This is a genomic window from Nosocomiicoccus sp. HMSC067E10 (assembly GCF_001810835.1).
Classification (GTDB): Bacteria; Bacillota; Bacilli; order Staphylococcales; family Salinicoccaceae; genus Nosocomiicoccus; species Nosocomiicoccus ampullae_A.
This window is the reverse complement of record NZ_KV802782.1, coordinates 24,381-43,247: the sequence shown is the minus strand read 5'-3', so window position 1 is coordinate 43,247 and position 18,867 is coordinate 24,381. Positions and strand designations below refer to the sequence as shown.

Sequence of the window (18,867 nt, the reverse complement as noted above, 5' to 3'; positions counted from 1 at the left end):
ATCTACCATTATATCTATCATCTTCATATAACATTAATTATTAAATTGTTTATTTATTAGGTTTATAATACTGATTACTATTTTATTATGTACATAAAACGAACAAATTTTAGAAGTTGGTCAAAATACAGGAAAGATACCAAATGTAGTGTATGCAGTAGATAATGATGAAGTAGGATTAAAATTTAATCAAGATAAAATTGAACATATTTATTTTATATTAGGACCTGAAAAAAGAAAATGAAAGATGGTGAGCTGATAGAAAGAACTGAAAGTAAGGGTTTACATTAATCTGTCAATAGAGTAATCTCTATGTAAGAAGTAATACTAATGAAAAATTAGGTTTAAAAGAAACTTCATTTTTTAACATAGAAATTAAAATATAAATAACTTCCCAGTTCATCTTTTTAGAGATGGTAGCGTATACTGGATGCGGAAGTGACTACATCTATATATGTGGATAAAAATGATTTTTCTTTATTATATTGTCGAGGAGGGGTATTAATGATTTATTTTCGAAATTACTTTAATAAAAGATTTGTAGGAGATGAAGTATTTGGATTTTTGTAAAACGTTTATTTTTTATTACATTAAACCTTTTAAAAAAGAAAATTTTTTTATGCTATGTATTATAGCACTTGGATCGTTGACTTTAACTGCTTGGGGCATTTCTAGTTCCTATGCGCTAACAAGTTTAGCAAATCATGACGTAAAAAAGTTCTACATGTGGATATTAATCATGATAGTCTCTCTTATTATTTGGTCTCTTCAGATTCATTTAGATTCATGGTATTATACAAAAGTTGTTCAGAAAATGAATACTCAGATACGTATTGATATTGCAGAACATTTAGGAAATATTGAATATCAAGATTTTCATCAAAAGAGTAGTGGAGAGTATACCTCTTGGATGACAAATGATATTAATATGATTAATGATTATGGGTATGCAACTTTACAAATGATTATTACTCAAATTTTTACGATAACTTTTAGTAGTATCGCTCTTTTTTCATTTCATTTCAGTTTAAACATAGCGGTATTTTTCTTTGCTATTATTATGATTATCACACCCAAATTTTTTAGTAAATCAATGAATAGAAAAATTAATGAAGTATCAAATGCCAATGAAAAATTCACAAATTATTCTAATGATATATTCGATAAATACGATTTGTATTATAGTACAAATAATGAAAAAATACTTGTTGAAAAATTTGAAAAAGAATCATTAAAATTGGCTAATAAAAAAATATCTTTGGCCACTTTAACAGGATATATGTATGGTACTAATAATTTTGTTAGTTTAATAAGTCAAGTGGCTATTTTACTAGTTGCTGCATTGTTATTTTTTAAAAATATCGCCCCAATTGGTACGATTACAGCAGCACAATATTTTTCTGCAACTATTTTTACTAGTTTGATGGGGATTAGTTCAAACTATGTAGAGTTAAAAACAACGCAACCAATATTTGAGAAGTTTTTCAAAAGTAAGAGAAGAGTAAATAATAAGGAAGAACTATTAACTATTTCACAAGGCATTGAATTTTCAAATGTTAGCTTTAAATATGATGATGAAGTTGTGCTTGATAATGTGAATTTAAAATTTGAGCCTTGTAAAAAGTATGCGTTAGTAGGACCATCTGGATCGGGAAAATCAACGATTTTGAAGCTTTTGATGGGATTCATTAATGATTATGATGGTGCTATAACAGTTGATGGAAAAGATGTAAAAACATTTTCAAAAGATTCCTGGGTGAATAAATTTACATACCTTGAACAAAAATCTCCGATTATAGTTGGCACATTATTAGAGAATATTGATATTTCAAACGCTAATAACCAAATAGATATTGCTAAATTGATGGATAAAGTTGGATTAAGTGAATGGACAATAGATAAGGATGTCTCGAGTTATATCATTAATGAAAATATTTTATCTGGTGGACAAAAACAGAAAATTGCATATGCGAGATCGTTAATTAGAGATACAGAGATTATATTATTTGATGAAGGCACATCCGCTTTAGATAGAGAAAGTGCTTCTATTATAGAGGAAGATATTTTAAATAGTAATAAAACAGTGATAATAATATCGCATCACTTAACAGATGACATAAAAAGCAGATTAGATACTATTTATTACTTGTAAAATATTTTAAAGTGCATTATGGGACGTAAAATTTATTAGTAAGAAGATGGTGAATATATGGATTACGGTATTCGTGAATATTCGAATAAAAATGATTTAGATATAAATAAAGTCGGAAGAGTTATTGTAAAGTATGGTCATTACTATGATATATACTTAAATAATAATATATATAGAAAAGTAATAGCAGTAAACCAAATTTCTAGCGTTCAAGTATTCGTTGGGGATTTTGTTCATGTTGTGAATTTAGATGATGAACACTATATTGTAGAAGTATTGAAGCGTAGAAATGTGGTTTCTAAAGAAGCAAGTACAACGATGAAGTCGTATCATGATAAAAGTAAAGAACAAATACTAGCAACTAATGTTGACAACGTGTTTATACTTATTGCAGCAGATCAAAAGTTTACAATTGGTAAATTAGAAAGATATATTTTAACTTTTAAAAAGAAAGATATTCATTTAAATATTGTTATCACTAAAGCAGATTATAGAGATAAGACAGAAAGTATGCGTAAAGAAATAAATAAGTTTTATCCAGAATTAAATATCTTTTTATTGTCTAATTTTAATACTGATAATATTGAAGACTTTAAACAATTAATTCAGAAAAATTCAATTTCTATTTTATTAGGAGCTTCAGGAGTAGGAAAGTCAACGTTATTTAATAACTTATTCAGTCAAGACAACCAACACACGCAATCAGTGCGTACGGATGGGAAAGGTAAACATACTACAACACATACTCAAATGCTATATAATGACTTGTTAAATGCATATATCATAGATACACCAGGTTTTAAAACAATTAATGCGGTACATTCTGTAGATGAGTCCATTCTTTTTTCTGACATTATGAAGTTATCTAAATACTGTAAATTTAGAGATTGTACACATTCACATGAACCAGGTTGTGCTGTAAAGAAAGCAATAAATGAAGGCGATATTAGCGAAGATTACTATGAACGATATTTAGAAAATAAAAGAATTATCGACGGACAGATACGTCATCAAAAACAAAAAGAAAGGAAGCATAAATAATGTTTATGCTTCCTTTCTTTTTGAGGTCTATCTTAGATTTTTAAAGTTAGTTTTATATTATTCTTTTTCTAATTAAAGGCATATGACCTTTTAATAAATGAATTTTATTACTCATTAAACGGTTATTTTTTATTGTTTTAAAGTTCATTTACTCAGTATAATTATATATGTACAAATACTATTTATGTTATTGTTTTTTGTCTATAAAATTAAGTTTCTACCATACGTTAGAAGGAGCACTTGATCATTTATTAGTAGATGATGAGTTTAAATTAACAGAAACAGATAATAATATGATGACACAAACAATTAATGAATTTTATATAGGCGATTTAAAAGAGTTAATGATTTATAACTATTACTAAAGCAAGGCGCTCTATAGAGTGCTATCAGAATGTAGACGAACCGTTTTCAGAATTTAAAATAGGTTCGTCTTTTCTAAGCTTACATATAAGTTGTAAAAAAGCTGTAAACGTCATCTCATATGAGACTTTGTCTACAGCTTGAGATAAACATTGAAAACAATGTTTATTTCAGTTGGTAGATAATATGATGAAAGATCCGACTAAAGTAAGAGAATATTTAATTTATGTAAAGAATTTATCCGACAAGACGAGAGAAATAATGCCGTTTATGTATGGTGAATAAGGGACAATTTGTTGGACATAACTCAGAGGGGAATTATAAGAAAAAAGATGGTAGAAGATACGGTTTTATTTCATTTAAGATAAATCCTAACAAAAATAATAAAAATATTTGTAGTAATTTAGAGTTTACTAAGGACTCCCTTACTTTTTAGAGTAAGAGAGTCTTTAGTATTTAAGATATTAAATCTAATTTAGTCGACTATTAAAACATATCTTTCATAATATAATTTAAAATAATTAATTGTGATTAATTTTAATTTCTTTATTACAAAATTCTTTAACTGATAAATCATGAGAAATGATAAATACTATTTTATTTTTCATGTTATTAAGTACTGTATTTAAGATAATATTTTGTGATTTTTTATCGATATTACTAGTCACTTCATCTAATATCACAACATCATAATCTTCTATTAACAATCTAGCCAGCATTACTCTTTGTTTCTCTCCACCAGATAAATTATTACCTTGATCTAATAATTTATCGTCTAAGTCGTGATTATTCAGAATAGATTTCATTAATTCAGAATCCTTTAAATTATTCCAATTATAATTATCATTCTCATATCCATAACGAATGTTATCTTTTAAAGTAAACGGTAAAATAGCATTTTCTTGAGATAAATAGAACATATGACTTCTTAAAGATAGAGTGTTTATATCTTCTAAGTTATAGTCGTTGATACATATACCTGTAGAATCTCTGAACTTTAATAAAGCTTTCATTAAACTACTTTTTCCTGACCCTGAAGGACCATCTACATAGATGATGTCCCCAGGAGAAAAAGTTGTATTTATTTTATGAGAAATCTTTTTATTAGCAATATCGAATTCAACTTTACCAAAATATATAGATTTAATACTTTTTATGTTAAAATCCTTTTGTTCTTCTTGTTCATTAATAATACATTCATTTACAAATTCTTTTGATACTATTAAATCTCTATATTCTAAGTTTACATTTGTGAATCCTTGAAGTGCAGTAAAAAATATTGGAACCACGACACTTGCAACGACTAAATCTCCTATTTGTGTTTTTCCTGTAAATATTAAGTAAGCTAAGACAAGAAACATTAGATTCTGAACAAAACTATTGATTAATTTGATAATTAAACTTCTACTCTGACCAAACTTATTTACGTTTGCCATTGAGTCGTATATTCTATAAATTGACGGAGAGATTAAATTTTCTATTCTTTTATAATCACTTTCTTGTTTAACCATATCAATATTTTTAAAAACAGCTATTAAATCTTTGTAGCCTGAAGATGTTTCTTCTTGCATAATTTTACTTTTTTCATGGAGTTTTTTATTAATAAATTTATAGCCTAAATAATTGATAGGAACTAGAGATAATAGCATTAGAAAAAGGTAGATATTTATAAAACCAATAAGTGTAAGAGAAACAATGAGTATTATTATATTGCTTATAATACCTACCAGACTATTGATTAAAAATAGATATAAGTTATTAACAACTTGAGCAATACGATCAATTAAATAGGATGAACCTTGATTTAATATTGAATCGTATTTCATATTAAATAGCTTTGAATATAACTCCTTAGAATAATCAACATTAAATTTTAATGCAAAATTCTCTCGTATAATTACCATTAAAATTTGAATTGCATATGTAGCAAACATAAATACAATAAGCAGTGTAAAATTATAAGTATTAATCTTATAATCATTATTAAAAATATTAGATAATACAATAGGAACAGAAACAGTCAATATAGATGTAAATAGAGTAAGAATAAAAGTAATAATGACAAATTTTTTATTTTTTAAAAGTATATCTTTCATAGCCATTTTTCCTTTTTAGTTTATAATCCGGTCTACTATTATTATGAGGAGAATTATCTACTTCATCTTTAAAATAATATATGAATTGAGGTACCTTAATATAATATGATTTATATCTAAATATATTTGTAATTATATTCTTTCCTCCTGAAGTACAACCATATATTTTTGCGTTACATTATAATAAATGAATTTTGTTTTCTTTTAGATGTATTAAATTTTTTAATACTTACAAATAAAAAAACTCCCTTTTATATTAATTTGAAGTAACCCTCTTTTAATTGATTAATTAAATTGATTCATTATAATAAATTATATCATTTAAAATGAAAAGAGGAATAAATATGCTAACTTATAATGTTTTTTCACTTATATATTTTATCATAATACTAAATTCAGTGGGGACTATAACTTATTTGTATACAAATAAAAAGAATGATGGATCTATAATTATTCTTATAGGCACATTAACATTAACTATAATATGTATATTATTAAATTTTACATCTGGAGAATTAATGGATGAATATATATTTGAAGACAATACATTGCATTTTTATGTTTCTGTCATAGTTTATTTTCTACAATTAATAGTTTTAATATTATATTTTAAAAAATTTAGTTACAGTGATTAAGAAACTACCGTAGAAGTAAATTATATTTTATAAAAAAGGCTGTAAACGTCATCTCATTTGAGACTTTGTCTACAGCCTGAGATAAACATTGAAAACAATGTTTATCTTAATAAAAATTATAACTCTCTATATAGACCAATTACTTTACCAAGTACTGTGACTGAATCTAAAATAATTGGATCCATCGTACTATTTTCTGGTTGCAGTCTATAGTAGCCTTTTTCTTTATAGAAACGTTTTACTGTCGCTTCGTTTTCATCGTTCATCGCAACGATAATTTCCCCGTTATGTGCGATATTCTGCTTTCTAACGATGACTTTATCTCCGTCATGAATTCCTGCTTCGATCATACTATCTCCGACAACTGTAAGTAGGAATACCTCACTATTATGTCCAGCAGTTAAATGTTCTGGAAGTGGGAAGTATTCTTCGACGTTTTCAACAGCAGTGATCGGTAACCCAGCAGTAACTTTACCGAGTACTGGTGCATGAATGACAGCTACTTTTTCTTCAAACTCATTACCAACAATTTCAATTGCACGAGGTTTTGTTGGATTTCGTTTAATGTAGCCTTTTTCTTCTAATTTACTTAAATGCCCATGGACAGTAGAGCTCGATTGTAAACCAATCGCATTCCCAATTTCACGGACACTCGGTGGGTACCCTTGTTCGTTTACACATTGCTTAATATATTGAAGTACTTCTTTTTGACGAGCGGTTAATTGTTCCATAATATTTCCTCCGATATTGAGTTAACTTAATTTTAGCATATGTATATGCTGAGTACAAACATTTGTTCGTAATCTCTTGACAACGAACACGTGTTCTATTAATATGATAGTACAAACAAATGTTCGGGAGAGATGAAACATGGTTAAACAAGAACAAATTACAATACTTGCGATTACAGCTTTACTTATCACGTTAAGCATTTACTTTTTAATAGATTTTTATATACATGCACCACTTTATGAACTCGATCATGTATTCGGGTCATCACAAGCGGCATTTTTTGTACAAGATCAAATAGCGAACAGTGATACGAACGATACACTTGAATTCGCAAGTAAAACATTAAACAGATAATATATGATATTTGCGCATCGGCAATATAGCCGAATGCGTTTTTTTATGGTAAATTTAAGTAGAAAGGATGAGTCATCATGTTAGATGATAAAAAATTAAAACGACTGAACCATTTAGCGAAGTTAAAGCGTGAAGAAAAGATTACTAAAGATGATCTTGAAGAACTGAATGCACTAAGAAAAGAGTATTTAGAAAACTTTAGAAGTAGCTTTAGATCGCAAATTGAAAATGCGACAGTGATTGATCCAGAGGGTAACGATGTTACACCTCAAAAAGTAAAAGACATTCAAAAAAGAAGAAGAAATAATTAAGGAGATTTAAATGACTATGACTTTTGATCAAACTGACCAATTAGTTGTCAATTCAATCCGTGCATTGTCTATCGATGCAATTGAGAAAGCAAATTCAGGACACCCAGGACTTCCGATGGGGGCTGCACCGATGGCGTATGCGTTATGGAAAGACCACTTAAACTTTAATAGTAAATCTGTAAACTGGTTTAACAGAGACCGCTTCATCTTAAGTGCGGGACATGGAAGCATGCTGTTATACAGCTTACTTCATTTTTCTGGTGTAATCTCTATGAACGACATTAAAGAATTCCGTCAATACGAATCAAAAACACCAGGACACCCAGAGTTTAAGCATACTGACGGAGTAGAAATTACAACAGGTCCTCTTGGCCAAGGTTTCGCAATGAGTGTTGGTATGGCGATGGCTGAAGCTCATTTAGCAGCTAAGTTTAATACGAAAGAACATAACGTTATCGATCACTATACGTACGTACTAGCAAGTGACGGTGACTTAATGGAAGGTATTTCTCACGAGGCTGCATCACTTGCCGGGCATTTAGCGCTTGATAAGTTAATCGTATTATATGACTCTAACGATATTTCACTCGACGGTGATTTAGATATGAGCTTCTCTGAGAATATTGAAGGTCGTTTTAAAGCATATAACTGGGATTATCATATCGTAAAAGACGGTAACGACTTAGAAGCAATCAGTCAAGCGATTGAAAAAGCGAAATCTTCAGATAAGCCGTCATTAATTGAAGTAAAAACAATTATTGGATATGGTTCACCAAACAAACAAGGTAAAAGTGATTCACACGGTGCGCCAATCGGTGAAGATGAAAGAAAGAGTGCGTTTGATCATTATGGTTTAGACCACACAAAGTCATTCCACGTAGATGATAGCGTATATGAGCGCTTTAACGAAACGTTAAACAAACGTGGTGAAGAGTTAGAGAACGAATGGAACGCTTTAATGGAAGAATATAAAGCGAGTAATGAAGATTTATACAATACGTTAGTAGATGCAATTAACGGTAAATTACCAGTGGATTATGACATGAACTTACCAACATACGAAGTCGGCTCTAAAAAGGCGACACGTGGCAGTTCAAGTGACGTCATTCAAAAACTATCAGAAAACATACCAACGTTATTCGGTGGAGCAGCTGACTTAGCATCATCAAACAAAACGCTAGTCAATGCTGAAGAAGCATTTTTACCAGGTAATTATAGCGGACGTAACATTTGGTTTGGTGTAAGAGAGTTTGCGATGGCAGCTGCAGCGAACGGTATGGCAGCACACGGTGCAATTTTACCGTACGTCGGTACATTCTTTGTATTTAGTGACTACTTAAAACCAGCTGTACGTTTAAGTGCGTTAATGCAGTTACCAGTCACATACGTGTTTACACATGACTCAATCGCCGTCGGTGAAGACGGACCAACACACGAACCGATTGAACAACTGGCTGGACTTCGCGCAATTCCAAACTTAAACGTCATTCGTCCTGCTGACGGTAACGAAACACGTGAAGCTTGGAAACGTGCAGTTGAATCTAAAAATACTCCGACAGCACTCGTATTAACGCGCCAAGACGTCGAAGCGTTAGATATAGACAAAGTGACGCTTGCTGAAGGTGTAAAACGTGGTGGGTACGTTGCGTATGATAATGGAGACGACGCAATTGTGTTTGCGACAGGTAGTGAAGTGTCACTTGCGATTGAAGCGGCAAAAGTTTTAAAAGAAAAAGACGTCAACATTAAAGTCGTATCATTACCAGATACTGAAACATTCTTTAAACAAGGTAAAGCGTATATCGACAGCGTATTAAATAAACATATCGAAAATAGAACAGCTGTAGAAATGGCAGCGAGTATCGGATGGGCAAGATTTGTCGGTCTTGACGGTAAGTACTTAACGATCGACACATTCGGTGCAAGTGCACCTGGTGATTACGTAATGGAAAAATACGGCTACACAGTCGACAACTTAGTAAATATTATTTTAGAAGACTAAAAACAAACATCCTGTACACTGTACAGGATGTTTTAAATGCATTGAACGTAATTTTAAATTCATGTACAATTATAATGTTGAAATTTGGAAAGAGGTGAGTCGTTTGGCAACTTGGATTTGGATTTTAATCGTTATCGTCGCACTAATTGCTGGTACAGCACTTGGTTTTTATATGGCACGAAAATATATGATGGATTACTTAGAGAAAAATCCACCAATTAACGAAGACGTGTTAAGAATGATGATGATGCAGATGGGTCAAAAACCTTCACAAAAGAAAATTAATCAAATGATGTCTATGATGAATAAAAACATGAAAGACGTTAAAAAATAACTGATATGAAGCATGTCTCTTGAATCATTTAAGAGGCGTGCTTTTTATTTTGATAATTTGTCATATATATATTACTGTTAATAGAGCAGTTCATTCGTTTAGATGATACACTTAATATATATGAAATGGAGGCAGTAAATTGAGTAGTGAAGTTACTTTTTTCTTAGCATTTGGAGCAGGCGTGCTAAGTTTTGTATCCCCATGTGTATTACCGGTATTCCCGGCATTTATCTCATACATTACTGGGATGAGCTTTGACGAAGTTCAAAATCGTAATTTTAACTTACGCGCAATTTTACATACGTTATTCTTCCTCGTTGGGTTTAGTATCATTTATATCGCCATTGGATTTGGTGCGTCATTTTTTGGTGGAGTACTCATCGAATATTCGAAACTAATCCAACAAATAGGTGCAACACTAATTATCGTATTTGGTTTAATTATTACGGGTATTTTAAACTTCGACTTCTTAAATAAAAATAGAAAGATCGAATTTAAAAATAGACCGAGTGGATTTGTAGGCTCTGTGTTAATCGGCATGGCGTTCGCTGCAGGGTGGACTCCATGTAACGGACCAATTATCGGTGCAATTTTTGCGATGAGCGCAACAGAGCCAGAAAATGCATTAATGTTAATGGTCATTTATTGTTTAGGATTCTCAGTACCGTTCTTCATATTAAGTTTCTTCGTCTCTCGTACACGTTGGATTGTTAAATATTCTGGCATTCTAATGAAAGTCGGCGGCGTAATTATGATTTTAATGGGTATTTTATTATACTTTGACGGTCTGACTAAGATTATTATTTGGTTATCACCGTACTTTGGAGAGTTTAGAGGGTTTTAAATGAATGAATTATTCGCTTTACTAAAAGAATATGAGGATACGCTATTTATAATCGCATCGATCGGTGCGATTATAATGGGGTTACTCGTCATTCTTTGGAGAAATAATGAAACAAAAACACCGCTACATTTAAAGAAAATTATTATCCCACCGATTATGATGTCAACGGGTGCGTTGATGTTCTTGTTCCCATATTTTCGTTTAGATAATCATTTGATACTTGAAGCGGTAGTCGTCGGTATCGTATTTTCATTTGCACTATTACTTACGACGAAGTATGAAGTAAAAGATGACGAATTATACGTTAAAGCATCCAAACTATTCCCAGTTATACTCGTCGGACTTTTAATTATCCGTACATTTATGAAGACGATTCTATCTCAAGAAATTACACCTGGTGAAATCGGTGGGATGTTTTTCCTACTCGCATTTACGATGATCGTTATATGGCGTACATCGATGGTCTTACATTATTTACAATTTAAAAAGAAACAAGGTTGAGTAATGATAAATTACTCAACCTTTTTTAATGCTTCTGTTTGTTCAAATATAGAGAATTTTTGTTTTTCATCGTCTGCGAGTTCAAAGAGCTTTTCGTATGGTTTATAGTCGATGTTTAGCTCGTCCAGTTTTTTCTTCATAAAACCGTGATCTCTTTTTGGAGTTGCGATAATATAACCTTTCATTATTTGGTCTAAATGAATTGTATCTACTTTTTCATCTAACGCTATTTTTGATATACGTCCGGCGATTCTTTGTTTCGCTACGTCTCTAAATAATTGTGGTACAGGTGACACAAGTTCGTCTAACAGTTCTCGTGCTTCATCGTTCCATAATGGTAATGCTTGTTCTATATAATACTCTTGCCAATCGAGTTCTGACCATCCATCTTCTCTTGGCAATGCTTTTAAAAATTTTCTAAACATAAAATATCCACCAATCGCAAGGAGTCCAATCATTAAGAATCCCCATAAAGCGATCATCCACATGACAAAATCACTATACACGTCCTTCACCTCTTAACTAGATTATAGAAAATAAAAATATTTATGTCCATTTTTCTAAATGGAACGATATATAGGGTGTAAGGAGGTGAGACACATGATTAAATCACTAGCAGCAAAGTTTGTGTACGAAAGCGAGGACATGTCTGGTAAAGAGGTTTTAAAGACACGTACGTTAAATCGTCTTTCAGTACACACAGGAAATGATGCTTTACTGAGATTAAGTGAAGCATACGGTAACTTAAAAGGAGAAAAATACGTCAACGTATTTAAAGTCATTACGGAAGAAGTAAACTAATTAAGGAGGAAACAAAATGTCTAGAAAACTTATATTACAATTTGAAACAGAATATGAAGGAGTATTTAACTTCACGATTAATGAACCAAAAGATGGACTCTCTCAAGAGGAAGTCGAGTTAGAAGCTCAAAAAATCATCGACTCAAAAGCGTTAATTTCAAAAGACGGTGCACCAGTACGTCTAAAGAGTGCCAAAATTGTCACTCAAGACGTTGAAACGCTCGTGTAAATGGATATTACACAACTCGTTAGTGATGTTGGATTTCCTATCGTCATCACGTTCTTCCTCTTGCACCGTATGGAACGAAAGCTCGACCAAGTAGTGATGGCACTTCAAAATCTATCGAACTAACAAAAAGCCCTTCGGGGCTTTTTTTGTTTTTAAAACATTTCTAACTCGTATAGAATGATGAGTAAAGAGGTGCTACTATGAAAATTTTACATACAGCAGATTGGCATATCGGCAAACGTTTAAACCGCCAATCTTTAATTGACGATCAGCGCTATGTGCTCGATCAGTTATTGACATATATTGACGAGAACGAGGTCGATGCGGTCGTAATAGCTGGCGATTTATACGATAAAAAACAACCGTCTCAAGAAGCGATGAACGTCTTAAACTATTATTTAAAAGAAATCAATTTAGTACGAAAAAAACCATTATTTTTAATAAGTGGGAACCACGATAGTAAGCCATACATCGACGCACGTAGTGAGTGGTTTCAAGCAAATCATTTTTACGTAAATACTGAACTAAAAAATTGTTTTACTCCAGTAACGTTTAACGACGTTGACTTTTATTTATTACCGTATATTGAAATACCAGAAGTGAGACATTATTTTAATGATGACACGATCGATACTTTCGAAAAAGCATATCGCCGTGTTATAGATGAGATTACAAACAATTTTAAACGAGAAAATAATATACTTGTCGGCCATTTATTTGTTTCTGGAAGTAAAGAGTCAGAATCCGAAGAAAAAATTACAATCGGTTTAACGGAAGAAGTGTCTCATAAAATTTTTGAACCGTTCGATTTTACATTGCTCGGTCATTTACATCGACATAACGCATTTAATAGTAATCAAACATTTTATAGTGGTGCGATTATGAAATATAGTTTCGATGAAGCGAACGATAAAAAAGGTTTTAAAGTGATTGATACTGATAAGAACACAGTTGAATTTATCGAATTTGAATTACTTCACGACCTCATCCATTTTAAAGGCAGTTTTAAAGATATTATTACTGGTGAAGTAGAAATTGAAGATAAAGACGCATACATCAAATTTGAGTTAACCGATATGGAAGGGTTCACGGAACCGATGACAGCGTTAAAACAACTGTATAAAAACACGCTCGTATTATCACGAAAAATTGAACGCTATGAAAACGATGAAATCGAGATAGACACGAATAACACGAGTGACGATCAAATTTTTAAGTTGTTTTATGAAAAATTTACAGGTCGTGAACCAACAGAGTTTGAATTTGAAACGTTTAATAAACATTTAAGAGGGATTACAGATGAAACCAATTAAATTACAGATGGAGTTTATCGGTCCATATAAAAACGAAACGATTGATTTCACACGCTTAAACGACTCATTATTTTTAATATCAGGGCGCACGGGTTCTGGGAAATCTATGATTTTTGATGCGATTACGTATGCATTATTTGCGACAGCTTCTACAGAGAGTAGAGGTGGTGAGTCTTTAAGAAGCCAGTTTGCAAGTGACGACGAATTGTCAAAAGTTAATTTAGATTTTTATCATCGTGGTAAAAAGTACCGAATTGAGCGTACATTAACATACAAAAAAAGAACGAACAAAAATCCAACGACAGGTCAAGCAGCAATTTATAATGACTTCGGAGAGCTTATCGTATCTGGATTACAAGAAGTGTCTAAATATGTCGAAGAACTCCTTCATATGTCAGCAAGACAATTTAGACAAATTGCACTGTTACCGCAAGGTGAGTTTAAAAAGTTACTCACTGCAAATACAAAAGATAAAGAAGAAATTTTAAAAACATTATTTGGCACGGAGCGTTTTAACGACGTGTACAAAAGTATTTATAAAGAATATAAAGATAAGGACAATAAAAGACAATTACTTTATAAAGAAATTGAAACGCAGTTATTATCTGTTTCAGATGAACCAGTTTTAGAATTTAACACGTCATTAAAATCTTTTAAAGAAAGAATTGATCAAGACAGACGTGTGCTAAATAAAAAGAAAAAAGAAATAGAGCCCGTTGAATTAGGCATAGAAAAGTTATTAAAAGAGATACAAAAAGATCACCAGCACAATGAACGGTTAACAGAATTTAATAAAACAAACGTAGCGTTAACTGAATTACGCGATCGATCTGATGAAATAAAAGAAACAGAACGTACATTACAATTAGTAAATGAACTGTCTAAAATTAAAGAAGTATTTCATCTTGAAAAAAATGTAGCGGTTAAGCTACGTCAATCAACAAAACAAGAAGAGACTTTAACGAATGATTTAAACAGTGAAGAGGCAAAGAATGAGTTAGTTACGAATGAGATAAAAGCACTAAAAGAAAAAGAAACAGTGATCGAACGTCAAAAAGAGCATCTTTCACTTTTAAATAAGTATGATACGGCGCAATATAAAAATCTTGATGCGTCTATTTTAAACACTGAGGAAGAAATAAAAGAGTCTGAAGACACACTTAAAACAGTAAATAGTGACATCTCATTAAAAGAAAAAGAATTAGAAACGAACGACGCGAGTATTGATGTACTGAACACTTTAAAAGAAGAAAAACATTCTATTCAAATCGCGATGAACGATATCAAACGAGATATTGAAATGCAGAAAGCGGAAGAGAAGAAAATAAAGCAGCTAGAGTCTTATATTCAACAAAAAGAAAAGCTGTCTGAAGACTTAGCTATAGTCATTAAAGATAAAGAAAGTATAGTTAAACAATTTAATGATATTTCACTCGAAACAAATGACGCGATCAATCATTTACTGTCTCATTTAGAAATTGGTCAGCCGTGTCCAGTCTGTCAAACAGTTGTCGAAACGTATCCAGAACATAAAGAAGTGATGGATGCTGAAACAAAAGACAGGTTAACTGAATTAATGAATCGAGAAAATGAGTGCACTAAAGATATTGATCGTTTGACGATTCATATAGAAGCGACAGAGTCAAATATTAGTGACGTTAAATATGATGGTGATCAGTTAAGAGAAGACTTTTCTAAGTTAGAATTCAAACTTCAAAATATTGATGAACAGCTTAAAAATGTGAGCGAACAGTTAGAACGTAAAGAGAAGTTAATGAATGAAATTAACGAGCTTAAAGATTCACGATTAAAAACAAGTGAGGCACTCTCATATAAAAATGAATCGTTAAAAAATCTTACACAAACGAAAGAATCATTTATTGCGGAGACTGGACTAAATGATTATACAGCGTTAGAAGAGAAAATCACTAAACTAACGAATTCTGTTAATCTTCATGAACGTTCGTTAAAAGAAGCAGAGTCTAAACGACAAAACATCGAATTAAACATCGCCAAATTACACACAGAGTTATCATCAGTCAAAGATAATATTGAATCGTTTCACCGTGATTTAAATGAATATACACCAAAAGTTGAATCATTTTTAAACACTTATGACACAGTAGACCGAACAAATATTGAAGCGTATTTTAAAATCGATGACGAAGCGTTACAGCAAACAGTCGATACGTTTTACAGTAAAGTGCGCGAGCTAGAAATAAAATTAAACACGTTAAAAGAATCACTGACAAGTTTTGAAGTGATAGATATCACCCCTAAAGAAAAAAACTTGAAACTATTAGAAGTTCAAAAAGATGAGCTACAACGCGTTATTACAGAGACTGAATATCAATTAAATAGTGACGAGGCATTAATAGAAAAATTAACGGATTCTATTAACACATATAACGAAGACGAGAAACGTGTTCGCGAGCTCGAAGTCTTAGCAAAAATTATAAACGGTAATAGTGAAGGTAGAAATTCAACCCATCCAACATTGTCACGATTTGTGCTGATTCATTATTTAGAATTGATTTTAGTTTATGCCAATAAGCGACTCACAGAAATGACGAATGGCCGTTATGAATTGCGACGAAAAGATACGTTTAATGCGGCAGACGCGCTCATCATCGACGTATTTGATCACTTTAACAACGAAACGAGAAATATCGCGACACTTTCAGGTGGAGAAACATTCCAAGCAAGTCTCGCTCTCAGTTTATCACTCTCTGAAGTCATTCAACATGAAGCGGGTAGCATTAACATGGATATGCTCTTAATCGACGAAGGGTTCGGAACGTTAGATGAAGAAACACTTAACACTGCGATTAACACGTTAGTCGACCTTCAAACGAAAGGAAAGATGGTCGGAATTATATCACACGTTGAGGCATTAAAAACACGACTTCAAAACATTATATATGTAGAAACAGAAAACGAAAGAAGTATGACAAATATTGTAACTTATTTGTCATAAAGGCAATTTGATATAAAAAGGTTATGTGAGATAATCAAGTTATATAGAACATATTGAGGAGGATAATCGTGAAGCGATTACTATTACTCGTTTTACTATCAAGTATTGTTTTATCTGCATGCTCTAAAGGTGGAGAAGTAGACGTAAGCAGTCGATACGGCAATACGATGGATGACTTTGAAGTCGTTGACCAAAACGATGAAACATTTACAAAAGCGGACATGGATGGAAAAGTATACTTAGTAGACTTTATTTTTACAAACTGTACGACAGTATGTCCACCGATGACACATAACATGACGTCTGTCGTAGAAGACCTTGAAAAAGACGGTGTAGAAAACTATGCGATTTTAAGTTTTTCAGTAGATCCAAAAAGAGATACACCAGAAGTATTAAGAGAATATATTGATATGTATCATATCAATGATTTAAATGCAGATTGGACATTCGTTACAGGGTATGACTATGAATTTATACGTAAATTCTCAGAGAAAAACTTTAAAACAATCGTCGCACCACCACCAGAAGGTAGTGACCAAATTACACACGGAACATCGTTTTATCTCGTCGATGAAAACGGGAAAATCATCAAAGACTACTCAGGTGTAGATAGTGGAGACAAGCGTTTCCCTAAAGAAGAAATCGTCAGTGACATTAAGAAGTTAACAAAAAATCTATAGACCCTAAACCACTAAGAGTAATCTTAGTGGTTTTTTATCTTCTAAAATTAGAAAATTTGTGTTACGATATATGAATGACAATCAGTCATTTTTAGGAGGTGTGTCACTTGAACAAAGAGGAAAGAATTATCGAGTCTTCAATCGAAGTCTTTTTAGAAAAAGGAATCGAGAAAGCAACGGTGTCTGAAATCGTAAAGAAAGCAGAGATCGCACAGGGTACGTTTTACTTATATTTCGATTCAAAACTATCCGTCATGCCTAAAATTGCTGAAGTGATGGTTGAGAAAATATTAGAAGAACTCTCACAAAATGTTACTGGAGAGTCAATTGAAGAAGAAATAAAATCGGTGATCGACACGATTTTTAATATAACAAAAGAATACAAATCACTGACAACACTCATCTATTCAGGACTTACTCAAACACAGTACGTCGGTGACTGGGAAAAGATATACGCACCACTCTATGATTTTATAGAACAATTACTAATTCCACGTAAAAATAACGGTGAAATTAGAGAAACGGTAAATACAGCATTTATATCAAAAATTTTAATCGGCTCGATCGAATCATTGGCTGAACAGATGTATTTATATGATGAAGCAAGTGAAGAAAATGTAAATGACTATAAAGAAGAGTTATTTACGTTTATTTTAAACGGATTAAAGTAGTATTTAATTTTATTTTATAATGACTGATAGTCATTCATTTTATTTAGAAAGGGATTTTTATGAACAAAGCATGGATTTACGTTTTTCTAACGAGCTTCTTAGAACTCGTGTGGATATACGGATTTAACGTTGCGACCACGTGGTGGCACTGGGCGATACTCGTACCAATTATTATTTTAGATTTTTTAATCTTATCAAAAGCGTGTGAATCATTACCAACAGGAACTGTGTACGCAATATTTGCTGCAGCAGGGACCGTCGGAACAGCATTAATGGATATATACTTATTTGACGAAGTCTTTACGATAGAAAAAGGGTTTTTCATCGGACTATTAGTCATTGGAGTCATTGCGTTAAATTTAACAGATGATACAAATAAAAAAGAGGTTGTTAAATAATGGGTTGGATATACGTCTTTTTAGCAGCAATATTAGAACTCGTTGGAGTTATAGGATTAAACGGATTTAGTAAACAAAAATCAATAAAAAACTTTCTCCTATTCTTTGGAGGATTCGGAGGAGCATTTGTATCACTATACCAAGCGTTTAACTATCTCCCAGTCAGTATCGCATATGCAGTCTGGATTGGAATCGGAACAGCCGCAGCGGTGATTGTAAACATGATATTTTACGGAGAATCAAAGAGCTTTGGACGAGTCTTTAGTTTAGTAATCATAATAATCGGAGTCGTTGGGTTGAAAGCTGTGAGTTAACGAGGTGTTGTGCGAAATCGCCGCGCTTTTTATGTACTTTATCACTTAAAATAACTTAAAACGATTTCTTCTGATTTTATTTAACAAAAATATCGCGATTCTGTTAGATATATGGATAT

General features: G+C 31.9%; 21 protein-coding genes. 18 read left to right on the top strand and 3 right to left on the bottom strand.

The features are described from left to right. Positions 1-556 precede the first annotated feature (556 nt). The 3 genes from HMPREF2767_RS08465 (at position 557) to HMPREF2767_RS08810 (ending at position 3,558) form a co-directional block, all read left to right on the top strand. Positions 557-2,152 (top strand): ABC transporter ATP-binding protein, encoded by a 1,596-nt coding sequence (locus tag HMPREF2767_RS08465; protein WP_070623963.1) that lies wholly within the window; start codon positions 557-559, stop codon positions 2,150-2,152. Between the two features lie 57 nt (positions 2,153-2,209). After that, positions 2,210-3,193: a ribosome small subunit-dependent GTPase A gene (gene rsgA, locus HMPREF2767_RS08460; protein ID WP_070623960.1), complete on the top strand. Its 984-nt coding sequence runs from the start codon at positions 2,210-2,212 to the stop codon at positions 3,191-3,193. Positions 3,194-3,390: 197 nt separating this feature from the next. Further along, positions 3,391-3,558 (top strand): hypothetical protein, encoded by a 168-nt coding sequence (locus tag HMPREF2767_RS08810; RefSeq protein WP_168162136.1) that lies wholly within the window; start codon positions 3,391-3,393, stop codon positions 3,556-3,558. 519 nt (positions 3,559-4,077) lie between these two features. Here HMPREF2767_RS08810 and HMPREF2767_RS08455 read toward each other — a convergent pair. Then, positions 4,078-5,652, bottom strand: a complete 1,575-nt coding sequence (locus HMPREF2767_RS08455) for an ATP-binding cassette domain-containing protein (protein ID WP_070623957.1) — start codon at positions 5,650-5,652, stop codon at positions 4,078-4,080. Between the two features lie 751 nt (positions 5,653-6,403). Then, on the bottom strand, positions 6,404-7,018 hold the full coding sequence (gene lexA, locus HMPREF2767_RS08445) for a transcriptional repressor LexA (protein WP_068128094.1): 615 nt from the start codon (positions 7,016-7,018) through the stop codon (positions 6,404-6,406). A gap of 139 nt (positions 7,019-7,157) precedes the next feature. Between lexA and HMPREF2767_RS08440 the strand changes: the two genes are divergently transcribed. The 6 genes from HMPREF2767_RS08440 (at position 7,158) to HMPREF2767_RS08415 (ending at position 11,365) form a co-directional block, all read left to right on the top strand. Then, on the top strand, positions 7,158-7,373 hold the full coding sequence (locus HMPREF2767_RS08440) for a hypothetical protein (protein WP_068128097.1): 216 nt from the start codon (positions 7,158-7,160) through the stop codon (positions 7,371-7,373). A gap of 74 nt (positions 7,374-7,447) precedes the next feature. Continuing rightward, positions 7,448-7,684: a DUF896 domain-containing protein gene (locus HMPREF2767_RS08435; protein ID WP_371327386.1), complete on the top strand. Its 237-nt coding sequence runs from the start codon at positions 7,448-7,450 to the stop codon at positions 7,682-7,684. Between the two features lie 16 nt (positions 7,685-7,700). Continuing rightward, the gene (gene tkt / locus HMPREF2767_RS08430; RefSeq protein ID WP_070624001.1) at positions 7,701-9,686 is read left to right on the top strand and encodes a transketolase; all 1,986 of its coding nucleotides are present in this window, start codon (positions 7,701-7,703) and stop codon (positions 9,684-9,686) included. 103 nt (positions 9,687-9,789) lie between these two features. Continuing rightward, the gene (locus HMPREF2767_RS08425) at positions 9,790-10,020 is read left to right on the top strand and encodes a YneF family protein (protein WP_040928824.1); all 231 of its coding nucleotides are present in this window, start codon (positions 9,790-9,792) and stop codon (positions 10,018-10,020) included. A 139-nt stretch (positions 10,021-10,159) separates the two neighbouring features. Beyond that, positions 10,160-10,864, top strand: coding sequence for a cytochrome c biogenesis CcdA family protein (locus HMPREF2767_RS08420; RefSeq protein ID WP_070623950.1), 705 nt, complete (start codon positions 10,160-10,162; stop codon positions 10,862-10,864). Beyond that, positions 10,865-11,365, top strand: coding sequence for a CcdC family protein (locus HMPREF2767_RS08415; RefSeq protein WP_068128104.1), 501 nt, complete (start codon positions 10,865-10,867; stop codon positions 11,363-11,365). 11 nt (positions 11,366-11,376) lie between these two features. On the opposite strand, the gene HMPREF2767_RS08410 is transcribed toward HMPREF2767_RS08415, so the two are convergent. Continuing rightward, positions 11,377-11,853: a DUF2621 family protein gene (locus HMPREF2767_RS08410; RefSeq protein WP_040928822.1), complete on the bottom strand. Its 477-nt coding sequence runs from the start codon at positions 11,851-11,853 to the stop codon at positions 11,377-11,379. Positions 11,854-11,965: 112 nt separating this feature from the next. On the opposite strand from HMPREF2767_RS08410, the gene HMPREF2767_RS08405 reads away from it, so the two are divergent. The 9 genes from HMPREF2767_RS08405 to HMPREF2767_RS08370 all read left to right on the top strand — a co-directional run bounded on the left by HMPREF2767_RS08405 (position 11,966) and on the right by HMPREF2767_RS08370 (position 18,748). Beyond that, complete coding sequence (locus HMPREF2767_RS08405; protein ID WP_070457246.1) at positions 11,966-12,166, top strand: DUF1659 domain-containing protein; 201 nt, start codon at positions 11,966-11,968, stop codon at positions 12,164-12,166. Between the two features lie 16 nt (positions 12,167-12,182). After that, positions 12,183-12,395 (top strand): DUF2922 domain-containing protein, encoded by a 213-nt coding sequence (locus tag HMPREF2767_RS08400; RefSeq protein WP_040928820.1) that lies wholly within the window; start codon positions 12,183-12,185, stop codon positions 12,393-12,395. After that, on the top strand, positions 12,396-12,518 hold the full coding sequence (locus tag HMPREF2767_RS08640; protein ID WP_179853813.1) for a YvrJ family protein: 123 nt from the start codon (positions 12,396-12,398) through the stop codon (positions 12,516-12,518). It begins immediately after the preceding gene. A 77-nt stretch (positions 12,519-12,595) separates the two neighbouring features. Then, positions 12,596-13,708, top strand: coding sequence for an exonuclease SbcCD subunit D (locus HMPREF2767_RS08395; RefSeq protein ID WP_070623948.1), 1,113 nt, complete (start codon positions 12,596-12,598; stop codon positions 13,706-13,708). Next, a complete protein-coding gene (locus HMPREF2767_RS08390; RefSeq protein WP_070623945.1) occupies positions 13,695-16,685 on the top strand; it encodes an AAA family ATPase in 2,991 nt (996 codons plus the stop codon). The genes HMPREF2767_RS08395 and HMPREF2767_RS08390 overlap by 14 nt, the downstream gene beginning before the upstream one ends. A 68-nt stretch (positions 16,686-16,753) precedes the next feature. Beyond that, a complete protein-coding gene (locus HMPREF2767_RS08385) occupies positions 16,754-17,365 on the top strand; it encodes an SCO family protein (RefSeq protein ID WP_068128116.1) in 612 nt (203 codons plus the stop codon). A gap of 107 nt (positions 17,366-17,472) precedes the next feature. Further along, positions 17,473-18,036: a TetR/AcrR family transcriptional regulator gene (locus tag HMPREF2767_RS08380; protein ID WP_070623942.1), complete on the top strand. Its 564-nt coding sequence runs from the start codon at positions 17,473-17,475 to the stop codon at positions 18,034-18,036. 59 nt (positions 18,037-18,095) lie between these two features. Next, entirely contained in the window at positions 18,096-18,434 is a 339-nt protein-coding gene (locus HMPREF2767_RS08375; protein WP_070623939.1) for a DMT family transporter, read from the top strand. Next, positions 18,434-18,748: a DMT family transporter gene (locus HMPREF2767_RS08370; RefSeq protein ID WP_070623935.1), complete on the top strand. Its 315-nt coding sequence runs from the start codon at positions 18,434-18,436 to the stop codon at positions 18,746-18,748. The genes HMPREF2767_RS08375 and HMPREF2767_RS08370 overlap by 1 nt, the downstream gene beginning before the upstream one ends. The last annotated feature ends 119 nt before the right edge of the window (positions 18,749-18,867 follow it).

Excerpts from the sequence above, each read along its gene's own strand:
- rsgA (WP_070623960.1), top strand. The coding sequence starts at position 2,210 with ATGGATTACGGTATTCGTGAATATTCGAATAAAAATGATTTAGATATA.
- HMPREF2767_RS08455 (WP_070623957.1), bottom strand. The coding sequence starts at position 5,652 with ATGAAAGATATACTTTTAAAAAATAAAAAATTTGTCATTATTACTTTT.
- lexA (WP_068128094.1), bottom strand. The coding sequence starts at position 7,018 with ATGGAACAATTAACCGCTCGTCAAAAAGAAGTACTTCAATATATTAAG.
- HMPREF2767_RS08440 (WP_068128097.1), top strand. The coding sequence starts at position 7,158 with ATGGTTAAACAAGAACAAATTACAATACTTGCGATTACAGCTTTACTT.
- tkt (WP_070624001.1), top strand. The coding sequence starts at position 7,701 with ATGACTTTTGATCAAACTGACCAATTAGTTGTCAATTCAATCCGTGCA.
- HMPREF2767_RS08415 (WP_068128104.1), top strand. The coding sequence starts at position 10,865 with ATGAATGAATTATTCGCTTTACTAAAAGAATATGAGGATACGCTATTT.
- HMPREF2767_RS08410 (WP_040928822.1), bottom strand. The coding sequence starts at position 11,853 with ATGTGGATGATCGCTTTATGGGGATTCTTAATGATTGGACTCCTTGCG.
- HMPREF2767_RS08405 (WP_070457246.1), top strand. The coding sequence starts at position 11,966 with ATGATTAAATCACTAGCAGCAAAGTTTGTGTACGAAAGCGAGGACATG.
- HMPREF2767_RS08400 (WP_040928820.1), top strand. The coding sequence starts at position 12,183 with ATGTCTAGAAAACTTATATTACAATTTGAAACAGAATATGAAGGAGTA.
- HMPREF2767_RS08640 (WP_179853813.1), top strand. The coding sequence starts at position 12,396 with ATGGATATTACACAACTCGTTAGTGATGTTGGATTTCCTATCGTCATC.
- HMPREF2767_RS08395 (WP_070623948.1), top strand. The coding sequence starts at position 12,596 with ATGAAAATTTTACATACAGCAGATTGGCATATCGGCAAACGTTTAAAC.
- HMPREF2767_RS08390 (WP_070623945.1), top strand. The coding sequence starts at position 13,695 with ATGAAACCAATTAAATTACAGATGGAGTTTATCGGTCCATATAAAAAC.
- HMPREF2767_RS08375 (WP_070623939.1), top strand. The coding sequence starts at position 18,096 with ATGAACAAAGCATGGATTTACGTTTTTCTAACGAGCTTCTTAGAACTC.
- HMPREF2767_RS08370 (WP_070623935.1), top strand. The coding sequence starts at position 18,434 with ATGGGTTGGATATACGTCTTTTTAGCAGCAATATTAGAACTCGTTGGA.